Genomic DNA, 14313 nt, shown 5'->3' with positions numbered 1-14313 from the left:
TCTCCTTGTCGTGACGGAAAGATTGCGGGTCGGAGGGCCGTCAGCCGTCGGACTCGTGAGGATCGAGCTGATGGGTGTGCAACAATATGCGCTCGATCAACAGGGCGTTGTGCAGGTTGAGCCGGTGCAGCGGATCCAGCAGCGCGCGGCCCGTCATTTTCTCCAGCGCCGCCAGCCGGTATCGAAGGGTATTGCGGTGAATCCCCAGCGCGCGGGCGGCTTCAACGTGGCGGCCGTGGCTGTTGAGATAGCCGGCTAGCGTCGCCTTGAGATCCTGGGCTTCGCGGCTGCGGTTGAAACACAGCGGCCCCAGGGTCTGACTGCAAAAATCGCGCAGCAGGCGTTTATCCTGGACGGCGGCGAACAGGCGGGCGACGCCCAGTTCCCGATAATACACCGGTTCGAATAGTTGCTGGTGGATTTCAGCGAAGGTGGCCGCCTCCCGCGCCTGTTGTACGCTATCCGCCAGCCTGCTGAGGCCTTTGCACTCGCCGCCGATGCCGACCGCCAGCGGCAATCCGGGGAGCGTCTGGCGCAGGGGCGACAACAATTGGGCGATATCCTCGTTATCGGGCGCGGCGCTCCAGATTAATTGCCAGTCATCCAACTGACGCAACACCGGGAACGGATTGCCGCGCAGCGACAGGCGTTCGGCCAGATAGCTATCCAGATGCGTGTGCCAGTTTTCGCGTTGCTGGCGATCGCCCCCTTGAGTAAGGCGGATCACGACGCCGGTCAGCGGTTGTTCGGGTTCAATATTCAACTCTCTGGCGCGCAGATGGATCAACTCCGGCGCTTCGGCAATGCCGGCGATGATCCGGCCGAGAAACAGGCGGCGAGAGTGGCCGAGCAGGTTGTCCTGCACGATGGCGTTACTGATGATCTCGGTAACGCTGACCATTTTCAGGTCGTAGGGCTGTTCCAGCAGCGCGAAACCGTACTGGTTGGCCAGCCTTATCACGGCTTCCGGGATGCGGCGAATATAGGGTTGTCCGGTCAGGATCACCATGCCCGCCACCTGGCGGGAACGGCCTTCCTCAATCAGTTGGCAGAGGTTGGCGCTGTCGCGCTGGTGATTGATGCCGGTAATAAACACCAACTCGCCGCCTTCCACCCAGGGAAGGATAGTGTCGTTCTCCGCGACGTAGGGCCAGCGTACTACCCGGTTGGCGCCCTGAAAACCCGCCCGGAAGCGGATGCTTTCCAGTCCGGGCAGATGGGGGATGTCGGCACAGGTGATCGGCATGGAGGATCCTTGTCAGACTAACGCGGCTTAGGATGAGGTTTCGGTAGAGACTTCGGCGCCCGTTGCCAGACGCGTCAGCACGCCATAGACCGCCACGGCGACCAGAATGCCGACCAGCGGGGCGATCCAGGGCGAAACATAGGCCACGGCCGAGGCGATGGCGTAGGCCGCCAGCCCCCGGACGTTGAACGCGGGTAGGGCGGTGGTTTCCAGGTTTGGGTATTGGCCTTTATAGCGTAGCCAGAAATCCGCCATGATCACGCCGCCGATGGGCGGAATAAAGGTGCCGAGCAGGATCAGATAAGGGATTAGCATGTCATACATGCCGCCGATGGCAAGCAGCGTTCCGATGGCGGCGCCCGCCAGGGTCATCCATTTGCGATTAGGCGTGCGCAGCAGGTTGCATCCCGCCACGGCGAAGTTGTAGATGGTGTTGTCCTGGGTGGTCCAGATGTTGACGATCAGCATCAGCACCGCCAGGGTGACCAATCCCTGGGCCAGCATCACATCGACGATATCGGCCTGCTGATAAACCAGCGCGCCGAAGGCGCCGGTGAAGACCATCAGACCGTTGCCGACAAAAAACGCCAGCAGCGTGGACCATATCGCCACCGGCCCGGATTTGGCGAAGCGGCTCCAGTTGGTGGACTGGGTGCCGCCGCTGACGAAGGTGCCGAACACCACGGTGATGCCGGTCGCCAGAGACATGGGATCGCTGGGCGTCATCGATGCCAATTGGCTCCATGACCCCATATCCTCACCGCTCTTGATAAAGCTGATGACGATGAAGATCAACATGGCCGGCACGGCGAAGCGCGATAACCATTCAAGGCCGTGGTAGCCGATATAGGCGGTAACGCAGAAGGCGAAGCCGAACACCACCATCAGCGGAATTTCCCAGCTCGGCGGCAGACCGAGGATTTTGATCAGCACGATGGCGACGGTGGCCACGCCCCAGGAATACCAGCCGATTTGGGTGAATCCGAGCAGCGAGTCCGCCAGTTTGCAGCCCCATTCGCCGAAACAGAAACGCCCCATCAACAGGGTGTTTAGACCGCTGCGGTAGGCGATATAGGCCAGAATGGCGGAATAAGCGCCGAGCAGCAGATTGCCGATCAGCACCACCCAGAGCAACTCGCCGAAGGTAAAACCGCTGGCCAGTTTTCCTCCGGCGAACATCGTGGCGGTAAACAGGGTAAAACTCACCAGCACCAGCGAGGTGGACAGCAGCCCTTTGCGAGCGGAAAGAGGAACCGCCGAAAGCGGATAGTCCGTTGGAACTTCATTGCGCATGGGGATCTCCTGTGAAAACGGTGTCATGGGCCGACCCGCGATGACGCGGGCCGCCTGTTATCGGCGCATTCGATCCGCCCGCGGATGTCGGCATGGATCGGCAATACCTGACCAGCAAAAGCAAAGTGCATACCAGACAGCCGCGTTTAGCCGACGCCCATCACGATATCGCGCCGTATTGTGCGTAGCGTCGCAGGTTGAATAGGGTGGGTTGTGCAATATGTACATATTCCCTGGCTGGGAATAAGCCGCCAGCCGCCGCCGTATTCCGGGCGGAGACGGCTGATTGTCGCTTGCGGGGCAGAAAGGCTGATGGTGTGCACTATGATGAAGCGCGTTGCTTTCGATAATGAATGCTCTTATGTTTTAGTCATAACATATGTATATGTATAATGTTGGTTGTGAATAATGGAAATTGATCATTTGTTTGTCTGCTCTAAAAATAATGCATCTATTGCCGATGTTCTGGTCCGGAATGGGTTTCTTGAAGGAACATCGAATCACCACCCCGGACAAGGAACGGCTAATCGTCGATTTTTTTTCAATAATATCTTTCTTGAGTTTATTTACCTTGATGATAAAGAACCTATCCGGCAGTTTGCCCAAACAACCCCGTCGCTTGATATTCTGCTGCGGTTAACCGATCAAGAATGCCGTTATTCTCCATTTGGTGTCGGTTTTCGCCCAACAACGCAGGGAGAAACTGTCCCATTTCCCCACTGGAGTTATCAGCCAAGCTACTTGCCTGATGGATATTCGATTGAGGTAGGGATAGCGCCATCCAATGAGCCGCTATGGTTCTTTTTAGATTTTTCTGGCCGCCCAGATCATGCGGCAGAGGAAAAACGTCAACCGCTCTCTCACCCCTGTGGCATACAGCAATTGACTGGTATCCAATTAACTATTCCAGAAGGCGAATTGATCTTGCCCAGCAACGGTGGACACAGCCTTAAGCGAGGTTTCTTTCCTCAAATTGCACCGGGCTTAGCCCGCCGTTGGCACTATGCCGTCGGTGCCGATTGTAGTCTATCTCGATATACTCGAATACCGCCGATTTCATCTCCTCCCGCGTGTTGAACCTCTCACCGTGGATTAGCTCCACTTTCAGACTGTGGAAGAAGCTTTCCGCACAAGCGTTATCGTAGCAACAGCCCTTCGCGCTCATACTGCATATCAGTTCATTGTCTTTGATAACACTCTGATAATCATGGGAACAATACTGGCTCCCTCTGTCAGAGTGAACTATCACGCCGCGCGGCATCTTTCGCCGCCACAGCGCCATTTTCAGCGTATTGCACGCCAGCTCCGCCGTCATTCGTTCCGACATCGACCAACCCACCACCCGACGCGAATACAGGTCGATAACCACCGCCAGGTACAGCCAGCCTTCCTCTGTCCACAGGTAGGTGATATCCCCAACGTACTTCTGGTCCGGCCCCGTAGCACTGAAGTCCTGTTGCAACAGGTTCAACGCCACCGGCAGGTTATGCCGGCTGTTTGTCGTGGCTTTGAACTTGCGCGCCGCTCTGGCCCGTAATCCCTGACGTCGCAGACTGGCCGCCACCGTTTTACGGTTCCAGCCATGACCGGCTTCACGCAACTCCTGCGTCAGGCGGGGCGCGCCATAGCGCTGTTTGGCCTGTATAAAAGCTTGCGCCACCCGCTCATCACACTGCTGGCGGCGCATCTGCCGCGGTGAGGGGGATTGCCGGCGCTTCAGCCAGGCATACCAGCCGCTGCGCGAGACACGCAGTACCCTGGCCAGACTTTTCACTGAGAACGCCGCCTGATGCTGTTGTATAAAACCGTACTTCACTTCAGGCGTTTGGCGAAGTAGGTGGCCGCCTTTTGGAGGATAGCCAGCTCCTCATCCCGCTCGGCGAGTTGACGTTTAAGGCGGGCATTTTCCGTGGCCAGTTGCTGCTCACGCTCAGAGGTGGAGCCCTGCTGACGTTGTTTACTGCGCCAGGCGTAGAGTTGAGAGTCGTGCAGGCCGAGTTCCCGGGCGGCTTTGGCGACGCCGATGCGCTCAGCCAGCGCCAGCGCCTGCTGGCGAAACTCCGGGGTATATTGATTACGGGATGTCTTCTTCACAGATTTTGCTTGCGTCATGGTTCACCTTGTTAACGATTTTACTCGCTTAACAGCGTGTCCACCATTCGTGGGTAGGATCAAATCTCTTTCACATACAGCAAACGCAGTAGCGATGTTGGATGAGATTGAAATAATCCGAGGTAAACAGCATGAGATTGTTCTTACATTTGATTTTTCGCGGCAGAATAAAACGCTTTCTCTCATGCCTGAGCTACCGTTAACAATGGTTTATTGATGGAAGCTCTTTAGAAGCGCTGAAATGTAATTCTTTTCGGTTGCAAGTAACTATAACTGATGAAACTTGTACAAAATTACAAAAAATAGAATTTCAGAAAGCGGCTTATTTGCTGCTTGCTGAAAAAATCGGCAATCAATCGATTAAAAATGAGACACAGCAAAGTATTGCGTCAAAGATTACAAACGGTCGAACTACAAAAAGCGATATTGAAAGACAATTTGGTGAACCAACACGTAAAACAGCCTTAGATTCAAATGAGGACATGTGGCTTTACTCGATCATGAACTCGAATATGTCAGCTATTTCTTATATTCCAATCGTAGGTATTTTTTCGAACGGGACCGATGTGAAAAGTAAATCACTAACAGTCACGTTTAAAGGCGATAAAGTAGAGAACTGTTCATTTAGTGAGAGTAATGATTCTGTACACAATGGACTCTGACAATTAAAAACATTGAATGCGGCTACATAATTTGAGTCAAGTAGCCCTTTATAATATCATTTAACAAATGACGGAATATCCCCAGTAGCGCCGCCTTAACTCAAAAATCTCTTAATACTCAACTATGAAGCCCTGCACTGTTACTGCGTTTTAGCTCTGTCATGAAACCGATACCTTTTGCCTAAATCATTAGACTTATTTACAATACATGGCAGGATTGATTTAGGTATTTTTTGAGAAACAAGTTTATCTCTACAGTTAACTAGCGGTTTCATTGGAGGAAATGGAATGCCGCGCAATCTCGCACCAGCATACTGTGTAGTACAACAACCTGGCAACCTTGGATTCCAGGCAAGAATGCTTTTTCGTGACAGCAACTCTGAAGCTGCCCGCCTCTTCATGCAAAACAATGCAGACACTCCCTGGTTGACTCCGGGACAGATAGTGATCGTAGCAGACCCGGCTTCTTCACAAACCATGCAAATGATAGGCGCTTTACGAGAGGCTAAACAAAGAACAAATAGAGCGTTTGTTGGCGTAAGCTCTGACGAAGCAGGCTTCATGCAGCAACACTATGGTTTGATCGCTGCACTGACCACCGCGGGTGATAAAATTTTTGGCACTGTTGGCGACGTTGGAGAGAGATATTTTTCAGAGATTGAGAATACCCTCAAAAGGATAGAGGTCAGCTACCAGAACCAGTTTCGTGCTCAGGGAACACTGATTAGCCAGCAATTCTTTGTAGAACGTAATCAGCTCTTCAATCAGCTAAAAGAACTTGTGAACAAGCCACTACTGAAATCATTGATTCGTTATGCCGTGAAGTTTAAGCCTTACGAAGACATGCGTAGAGCACTAAATCTATCCAGCCGATCCATAGTACATGAATGGTCAACTGTGGGACTCGGAGGGATACCTGGCTATTCGAATTATGTTGGTAATGCAGCAAAAGCCGCAAAATTTTTGAAATCAGGCGGCTACATAGGTATAGGTTTTGCCTTTGCGGGAACCACGAATGAAGTAGTCAATGCCTGCGTTAAAGGACGCGAGAGCGAATGTAAAAGAACTGCATTCAAAGAGTATGGTAAGTTTGGCGCTTCGACCTTAACAGGTGTGGGAGCTGGTGCAGCCGGTTCTGTCGCAGGATTAGGTGTATGTGCAGCAATTGGGATCGCCACAGCAGGAACCGGCGCGGTAGTATGCGCTGCTGTTGGCTCGATAGCTGCTGGTTATGTTGGTGCCAAAGCAAGTGACTCGGTAATGGATACTATCTATGAATACATGGGAATTTGAAAAATGAATTCGGCAATAATGGTTTTAATCATGCTTCCTTTAGTTTGCCTGATTATAAGTATTTTTTTATATCTAACTAGCAGATCTCGATATCAGAAACTGATTTCCGACTTTCAACAAAAGTATACCCTGCCTACCCCTTACTTATTGCACTGCAATATGGGTTACTTCGGTTCGCCACTAATGACCTATTTTTTTATGCGGTTAAAACAAAATAAGAAGATCTTATTTTTAGACAAAAACAACCAAGCTTATAACTTTGCACATGAAGGTCAAAATCTAATAGCAATAAACAGCCTCAAGCTATTGTATTATACGTTTTTATTTGGTTTTTTTTGTTGTTTTCTACTCGCAGTTATCGCACTTTTGATCAGAACTCAAACAATTTAATTATGTAAATAAATACCTATAAATAGGTAACTTCTCACACCATGGTTTTTATAATTATCCCTAAAATCCAAATCATCGGTCAATAAAATGAAATATGTTATTTACTTAGTAATTATTGTTTCCACGTTTTGGAGTTGGTATGCATTCCCGGAAGATAGCTCTATTGCCATGCTATCTTTTTCTGCCACAAATATAAGTGATATGATATCTAATAGTTATCATTGTCTTTTAGGAATGTATAAATATACTTTACCCTCAACTTTCTGGGGTGTTTTCGTTATGTATAGTTATGATTTTTTAACTTCTGTCTTGAAGTATAACACACCCTATATGCGCGAACTGTATAAGAGTTGCAAAGTTGAAGTGTTGATTCTTTTAATATTATCATTGTTAACTTTTTCATTTTTTTGGAATTCTCAAAACACTTTTACCAACTCTAGCATAGACATAGGTACTACTGGATTAAGTTTCATGCTAGCTGGTAACTTCAACTTATTTAAATTGTTGAAATTTAAAATAGGCCGTATAAAATACTCTTCCAAAGTTTCAGTTTCAATTTCTTTAATAATTCTAGCTATATCCATATACAATATAAATATCCTTAACGACATTACAGCGGGTAGGTATAATATGGCGCAGTCAATTTGGTTACAGGTTACTGTCTTAACATATTCATTATCGCTTTACTTTTCATCTAAACATATCACTTATGTAATCGATAAGAAAAAGCTCGATGTATCTCCTGTTATGCTTTCCTTAATTAAATCCTTTTCATTGAAAACCAATATTTATGAAAATTTATCTTCAGGTGTTGATCTATGGAATAAAAAAGCTAGTGAAGAGATATCTAAAGCCAGTGCTAAACTGCGCAAAAAATGCACCAATAAGAAAAGAAAATAAATTACCAAGATTAATTTCATCAGTCTAATAATTTTTTAAAGACTATAATTATAGTATTAAGGTTAGAGCCGTTTTCCTTTTCTCTTTTTTTGGTGGCGTAAACTTGTCCTAAAAGTATCGCCTTCTCATACTTAACCCTTTCTACCTGATAAATCCCTTCAGCCTCTTGTTCATTATCAATCACATAGTGAATTAGATACCGAAAGAAGTAAGTTCATGCTCATACCCTAACGTATCAATGATTCGTTGTGAGCTTCCTTTAAGTGCATTTGAAAGCATTGAAATAATGGTGAAGCGATCTATTGTGGTACTGGTCTCATTTGGTAGATACTATTTAATATAGTAGCCTACGCAAAATAGCCACATATAGCGCACGATTCTGCTATGTTCGAAACCAGACTGTTTTAATTTTTCAACAAATAGTTGTAGAAGAAGCAGCAGCTTCTCTTCTTTTGACAGAGTATTATAATTTTTCATAGTTGCATCCTTGCAATAATTGTCATCCTGACAATTAAAAAAGTAACATAATCTTTTAACTAGTTAATAGGTGAAAACTATAAAATTATTCACTTTATTAATTCTGGCCGAAAATTTAATTAGCTTTCTTGAACACCATGTCTTATACAAACAGCGAACAAATTTACAATATATATCCCTCTGGATATTGATAGTTTTGGCATGCTCTTCAAGTTTAGCTTCTAGTCGTTCAATTCTTTCTGCTGCTATATTAAGATTAGCCGGGCGCACTTTGAATTGATTTTTAGTCTTAATTACGCCTTTCTTTTCTTTATAAGCAACTACTATGTCTTTGTGCATATAGAGTGATTGTCGGGTAGGACGCAACCTCATTAACAGATGAGCCATGCGGCATGCTACAACGGTCAAGTATCTAAACCATCCGGTATTACGTGTTATCACTGGCTTTTTGTTTTTGGACGGCTGTTTTTTCGCTGATGGTAGTCTTGCCTAAACGGCGGCTCAGAGAACTTTGGGTGATCCCGAGCAGTTTGGCGGCGGCGCTCTGGTTGTTATTGGTGCGAATGAGCGCCTCATGGATCAACTGCTGCGTGATTTCCCTAATGGTGGGCAAGTTCGCCGGAAAGGCAATCCGTTCGCTTTGGGGCATCTGTTGGGTCTGTTCCAGCACCTTAAAAAAAGGCGCGAGGGCCAGTTCTTGGCCGTTACTGATCCTAACTGCGGTAAAGGTTAATGCCTTTAATTCGGCAATATTCCCAGGAAAGGAGTAGCTCTCTAATCGGCTCGCTAAAGCATGGGGCAGGGCGAGGTAATCCCGGCCCAACTCCTGGCAGGCCATCTCATTAAAATGCTGCAATAACAGGCCGATATCGGCGGCTCGTTCCCTAAGCGGCGGCAGTTTGATCCGTTGTGGCTGCAAGCAGTAGATCAATCCGTGGGAAAATGCCCTTTGTTCGAGTTGTTCCAGCGGCACCGTCGTGCTAAACAGCAATCGGCATTTAAGGGCGGTTTCCCGCAATGATCCCTGTGGAAAATAGCGTTTGCGCTGGCACAGTTGAGCGAGCATTCTTTGGGTTTCCGCGCCCGCCAGCGCTAAATCATCGAGCAGCAAAAAGCCTGAGCCCGCCATATCGAGTAAGCCCGCTTGATTGGCAATCCCAAACAGTTTTTGCTCCAAAATCTGCGGGGATACATCGGCCAGTGACAGCGCTAACAATGGCAATTCCGGGCAAACCAGTTGTTGCAGCGCCTCGGCAAACAGGTGCTTACCTGTGCCGATCTCTCCTTCGATTAAAATGGGCTCGCGGCTATCGTGCAGGGCGGCGGCGAAGTTGAAGCAGTCGTGCATTTTGATGTCTGTGGTAAGGATTTGATCGAATGCTTTCAGGTTCACGCGGTTAAAGAAACCCTCTTTAATTTGATGGTAACGCCGTTCTAGCCCGATCATCTCCATGGCGCGTCGGACACACAGCAGCAAGTGGTCGGTCGAACTGGTTTTGGTAATAAAATCGTAGGCGCCTTGCTTCATGCACTCTACCGCGATTGCGGTTTCATTGAGTCCCGTCAATACAATCACCCGGACATAGGGGGCGTGCTCGCGTATATCCCCAAGTAATTGCCGGCCGTCGAGGGCTGGCATGTTGAGATCGAGTAACACGAGCGCGATATCCAAGTCGTTAATCAGTTGCAGCGCCTGACGGCTGTTTTCGCAGGTGTAGGTCTTGGCTTCTGGAATATGCCGATTGAGCAACATATCGATGGTGCGTAACCAGCGGGTTTCATCATCAACGACGAGAATATTGCGGCTAAGTTTCATTGCACATTCCTAACAGGATTTTCATTTCGGTGCCGATATTGGGCTGCGAATGGATAAGCCATCGGGCTCCGTGCTCGACAAGAATTTTATTGGTGGTCGAGAGTCCAAGTCCGGTGCCGCCTTGCTCGCGTCGGGTGGTGAAGAAGGGTTCGCGAATACGCGCCTGTATGTGGGGCTGCATACCGCAACCATTATCGATGACTTTAAGATATACCAGACCCTCTTCGACCCCGGTTTCAATCGTCAGCAGCGGATTGGTTTTGTCCATCGCCAGACAGGCATTTTGGATCAGATTGATAAGCACCAGTTGGAGTTGCAGTTCGTCTCCCTTAATCGCGGGAAGTTTAGGATGGAGTGAGAGCTGCAACTGCAAACGTTTGACATTGTTATGGGTTAATCGCAGCGCGGTTTCAACAACGTGGTTTAGCGCGACAGGCTTAACATTGCTGAGGCCGTAGCGGGAGAAGTGCTTGAGATCGTGGATAATGCAGCCGATGCGTTCGGCCGATTCCTGCACCGATTGGCTGGTATAATTAAGTTCCTCAAACCCCTGTTGCAGCGCCTGCGGTTGCGTGGCCGCCAACGGCAGCGCTCGTTGCAGATCGTCGATAATATCCTGCATCAGACTCATTGATTGATTGATAAGTCCTACGGGATTATTGATTTCATGGGCTATGCCCGTGGTTAGCTCCCCAAGGGAAGCGAGGCGGCTGGACAGCTCGCTCGCCTGTTTTAGCTCGAATGGTTCGGTGTAGTCTTCGATAAATAAGGCGAGCATATTGCTTGAGATCAGGTACAAGTTAAGTTTCCAGCGCTTATTGTCGAGGGAAAACTCTATTAATTGCGAGTCTTCACCGTTAAATCCTGATTGAATAAGCTGCTTTAACGCCACCTTCGGATACGCCTGTTTGAGCCTCTCTGGCTCTAACATCCATTGATACTTACCGTTTTGCCAAATTATCTGCAGGTGTTGATCCAGGAGAATAACGCCGCAGGGCAGGCCATCTAATACCGAGTGGAATTGGGCCGATACTCGGCTAATTTCCGCCTCGGCTTTTTGCCGCTGGCTGAGTTCCCGTTTAAGGGATTGGGTTTTTTGCCTGAGCACCAGGCTGATATAGAGGGTGATCAACAGGCCAATGCTGGAGACGATGGCGGCTAATAACGCTCCTTGAAACAAATTATTTCGTACTTGTCCCAGCTCGATTTTTTCCTTGCCGAACCCGACCCATTTATAAACCAAGTCATCGAAATAACCGCCGTGGTAATTCTGCTCCAGAACGTCACTCACGGCCTTGGAAAACAACGGATCCTTATCGGACATAACCAGATAAAACTGGCTAAAAAGCAATGGATTCCCCGCCGTTTTGGTCATCGGGAACAGTTGCAGCAGGCGGCGGGCGCAGTAGAATTCGGCCAGCACAAAGTCCACTTTACCGGCCGATAATAGCTCAAATCCCTGCTCGTTGGTGACCACGGGCACAGGGATAAAATCCTGCGGATTGGCCTTAAGATACATATCCACCGAGGAGGATTGTTTGATGGCTACGCGCTTTTTACTCAGCGCCGCCCAAGAGTCCGCATGGCCTTCGGTGCGCCGGTTATAGGCGCTGATATAGGTGGGCAACAACGGCAGCGCGGTATTGAGAGCGAACGTCTCTCCCGCTGGCAAATCAATCACGGCTAATTGGCGCGCCTTATGGGTCACGGCATACAGGGTTTGCTCTAGGGTTTGGCGGTTGATGATTAAATCGTATTGCAATTTTTGGGCAATTTGCCGGGCTAATTCAATATTAAAGCCTGTTTCTTCACCGGCCTCATTTTGCCACTCAAAGGGCGGGGTATTGCTATGGACGCTGAACGTCAGAGCCTGCTGCGCCAATCCTTGAGTCGAGATCAGACTTAGCGCCAATATCATTCCCCGTAAATACCGCCAATAGCTCACTGAATACACGCCTTCTTGATATCTTCCCAAAATCGATGCCAGGCTAAATCAGAGATCCGGGCCTTTTTGGATTGGGTTTAACCATAAGCGCAGTCAGTCCGCAATGGCAGTCCGTTGCTTCTTTTCTGCTGGCGATTTCACATTTAATTTGCTCGGCTAATTCTACGGTTAGATTATATTTAATTGAAAATAAAGATAATTAATTGATTTTGAACGGCTGAATTTTCGATGCTATGCAAAAATGCATAATTGGGTATGCAAGGGTCAAAGTTTTTTTAGTTAAGAGATCTATCGCCAAATTTTATCTTCGAGTGTTACCCCCTAAGAAATCGCGCGACGTAAATTGAGATCGTGAGCAAAACGCGTCAATAACTCCTGAAAAAAAATTGAATAACATAGGGGACAGTAATATGAATAATAGATTAGACCAAAATCGCCGTGAATTTTTAGCCAAGGGAGCAATGCTCGCCGCTGCGGCAGGAACGTTTGCCATGTCGGCCTCATCCTCGGTCAATGCCGCAGGCGCATCGGCTGCCGCGGCGGCGGCAACCACGGACGCTGCGGAGGTGCCAAAAGCCATCACCGGCTACATTAAAGAGCCTAAAAACTTAAAAGATGTGCTCAACAATGCCCGTAGAATTATGAGTACTTGCGCTGCTTGCGATGTAGCCGGCGCAGGCCGTTGTAACGGTAAAGGCCCCTGCGGAGAGGGGGTGCCTGGTATGGGCGGTATGCGTCAAAGTTTTGTGCGCAATATTGAAGCCTTTGAAGGCATGAGCCTCAATATGCGCAGCCTGCACAATGTGACTAAGCCGAAAATGGAAACTGAGTTACTCGGCGTTAAATTAGCGATGCCCATCCTGACCGGCGTCACCGGCGGCCTAACCTACAACATGGGCGCGGCCAACAAATTAGCGTTCGATGGCGCAGTGATGACCGAAGATAAATACGCCCGCGGCATTATCGAAGGGGCGGCGAACGTAGGCTGTTTAGGTTGGGCGGCGGATGGCATTGAAGATCCGCTCGATACCTACCAACGTCGTTTAGAAGTGGTCAAAGAGTTTAAAGGCCGCGCGATTGCGCAAATCAAGCCTCGTACTCAACAGGAAATCTTTGATCGTATCGATCTCGTACAGAATGCCGGCGCGCCTTTCTTTGCGATTGACATCGATTCGGCTGGCCGCGCCGCTCGTGCGCTACCCGGCAGCACGGTTGAGCCTAAAGATCTGAAAAAGCTTAAAGAAATCGTTAAATACGCCAAGATCCCCTTTATGGCGAAGGGGGTGATGACGGTTGAAGAAGCCCTGATGTGCGCTGAAGCCGGTTGCGGTGCGATTGTGGTATCTAACCACGGTGGCCGCGTACTGAGCTCGACCGTAGCAACTATGCATGTGTTACCCGCGATTGTAAAAGCCGTACGTGATCGCGGTTATAAGATGCCGATTCTGGTGGATGGCGGCGTGCGTGATGGCGGCGATGTGCTCAAGGCACTGGCTAGCGGCGCTCAGGCCGTATTAGTCGGCCGCCCAATGCTACGTGCCAGCCTCGGCGGCGGTGTTAAAGGGGTTGAGATGCAGTTCAAACGCTTCCAGGGGGAGCTTGAGTCAAGCATGGTGCTGACCGGCACCGCCGATGTGAATAATGTCGACCCATCGATTCTTATCCAGGGGGTTTAATTTATATCACTGCGGCATAGGTCTAAAAGGCAGTTTTGCGCGCTTTTTGGTTAAAGGCCGGTAGTCGCGCATCAGCCAGACTTTCCTGCCGCTGCTTTTGATTAGCAGTTGCAGACCATCGCCGTCTTGCAGTGTGTAATCCGCCTCCTGTGGTTTGGCGGCTTTGTTCTCCGTATCGGTGAGGGGTTTTGTTAACCGTGCCATAGGCACCTCAACCATTTAGGCACCCGCTGGATGGGTGCCTGCCTTTGGGGTACCTAAAAGTTGTGGCAGTCACAAGATTGCCACAGCGCCGGGGTATCATAACATTATGATAAATAATATATAATTTTGAGTTCAGACTTTGTTTATAGGCCTAAACGTGAGCCTACGAATAAGAGCAACGCTGTTATATGATGGTAATCGATCATTTTGTCAGCAAGTCCCCGATCCATGCCCTATATGTATATTTATTGTTCGCTTAATTTGGAGTAATGAAATAAAAAGATTTTATAAAAAACTGT

General features: G+C 48.9%; 9 protein-coding genes and 2 pseudogenes. 5 read left to right on the top strand and 6 right to left on the bottom strand.

Annotated elements, in window-relative coordinates; all coding sequences use genetic code 11:
• Nucleotides 1-40: 40 nt before the first annotated feature.
• Nucleotides 41-1246 carry a PucR family transcriptional regulator gene (locus HC231_RS19265; protein ID WP_208228316.1) on the bottom strand — a complete coding sequence of 402 codons (1206 nt, stop codon included), beginning with the start codon at nt 1244-1246 and terminating at the stop codon, nt 41-43.
• A gap of 27 nt (nt 1247-1273) precedes the next feature.
• Complete coding sequence (gene codB / locus HC231_RS19260; RefSeq protein WP_208228315.1) at nt 1274-2539, bottom strand: cytosine permease; 1266 nt, start codon at nt 2537-2539, stop codon at nt 1274-1276.
• 408 nt (nt 2540-2947) lie between these two features.
• On the opposite strand from codB, the pseudogene HC231_RS24415 reads away from it, so the two are divergent.
• A pseudogene (locus tag HC231_RS24415) lies at nt 2948-3148 on the top strand (VOC family protein); the annotation flags it as partial.
• Between the two features lie 340 nt (nt 3149-3488).
• On the opposite strand, the gene HC231_RS19255 reads toward HC231_RS24415, so the two are convergent.
• Nucleotides 3489-4651, bottom strand: a protein-coding gene (locus tag HC231_RS19255; protein WP_208228314.1) for an IS3 family transposase whose coding sequence is annotated in 2 segments (ribosomal slippage) — nt 3489-4393 and nt 4393-4651 — 1164 coding nt in all. Because the reading frame shifts where the segments join, the coding sequence is not laid out codon by codon here.
• A gap of 257 nt (nt 4652-4908) precedes the next feature.
• Between HC231_RS19255 and HC231_RS19250 the strand changes: the two genes are divergently transcribed.
• The 3 genes from HC231_RS19250 to HC231_RS19240 all read left to right on the top strand — a co-directional run bounded on the left by HC231_RS19250 (nt 4909) and on the right by HC231_RS19240 (nt 7896).
• On the top strand, nt 4909-5313 hold the full coding sequence (locus tag HC231_RS19250) for a hypothetical protein (RefSeq protein ID WP_246494564.1): 405 nt from the start codon (nt 4909-4911) through the stop codon (nt 5311-5313).
• A gap of 288 nt (nt 5314-5601) precedes the next feature.
• Nucleotides 5602-6606, top strand: a complete 1005-nt coding sequence (locus tag HC231_RS19245; RefSeq protein WP_208228313.1) for a hypothetical protein — start codon at nt 5602-5604, stop codon at nt 6604-6606.
• 477 nt (nt 6607-7083) lie between these two features.
• Nucleotides 7084-7896, top strand: a complete 813-nt coding sequence (locus tag HC231_RS19240) for a hypothetical protein (protein WP_208228312.1) — start codon at nt 7084-7086, stop codon at nt 7894-7896.
• Nucleotides 7897-8800: 904 nt separating this feature from the next.
• Here HC231_RS19240 and HC231_RS19235 read toward each other — a convergent pair.
• Nucleotides 8801-10189 carry a sigma-54-dependent transcriptional regulator gene (locus HC231_RS19235; protein WP_208228311.1) on the bottom strand — a complete coding sequence of 463 codons (1389 nt, stop codon included), beginning with the start codon at nt 10187-10189 and terminating at the stop codon, nt 8801-8803.
• Nucleotides 10179-12134, bottom strand: a complete 1956-nt coding sequence (locus HC231_RS19230) for an ATP-binding protein (RefSeq protein ID WP_208228310.1) — start codon at nt 12132-12134, stop codon at nt 10179-10181. The genes HC231_RS19235 and HC231_RS19230 overlap by 11 nt, the downstream gene beginning before the upstream one ends.
• A 410-nt stretch (nt 12135-12544) precedes the next feature.
• On the opposite strand from HC231_RS19230, the gene HC231_RS19225 reads away from it, so the two are divergent.
• Nucleotides 12545-13810: an alpha-hydroxy-acid oxidizing protein gene (locus tag HC231_RS19225; protein WP_208228309.1), complete on the top strand. Its 1266-nt coding sequence runs from the start codon at nt 12545-12547 to the stop codon at nt 13808-13810.
• A gap of 12 nt (nt 13811-13822) precedes the next feature.
• Here HC231_RS19225 and HC231_RS19220 read toward each other — a convergent pair.
• Nucleotides 13823-14014 (bottom strand): annotated as a pseudogene (locus tag HC231_RS19220) (integrase arm-type DNA-binding domain-containing protein); the annotation flags it as partial.
• Between the last annotated feature and the right edge of the window lie 299 nt (nt 14015-14313).

Source organism: Brenneria izadpanahii, from assembly GCF_017569925.1.
In the GTDB taxonomy this organism is placed as follows: Bacteria; Pseudomonadota; Gammaproteobacteria; order Enterobacterales; family Enterobacteriaceae; genus Brenneria; species Brenneria izadpanahii.
Note: the sequence above shows the minus strand (reverse complement) of the source record. Positions and strands in the feature narration are given on the sequence as shown.

Coding starts and splice junctions, on each gene's coding strand:
- HC231_RS19265 (WP_208228316.1), bottom strand. CDS start 1,246: ATGCCGATCACCTGTGCCGACATCCCCCATCTGCCCGGACTGGAAAGC.
- codB (WP_208228315.1), bottom strand. CDS start 2,539: ATGCGCAATGAAGTTCCAACGGACTATCCGCTTTCGGCGGTTCCTCTT.
- HC231_RS19245 (WP_208228313.1), top strand. CDS start 5,602: ATGCCGCGCAATCTCGCACCAGCATACTGTGTAGTACAACAACCTGGC.
- HC231_RS19240 (WP_208228312.1), top strand. CDS start 7,084: ATGAAATATGTTATTTACTTAGTAATTATTGTTTCCACGTTTTGGAGT.
- HC231_RS19235 (WP_208228311.1), bottom strand. CDS start 10,189: ATGAAACTTAGCCGCAATATTCTCGTCGTTGATGATGAAACCCGCTGG.
- HC231_RS19225 (WP_208228309.1), top strand. CDS start 12,545: ATGAATAATAGATTAGACCAAAATCGCCGTGAATTTTTAGCCAAGGGA.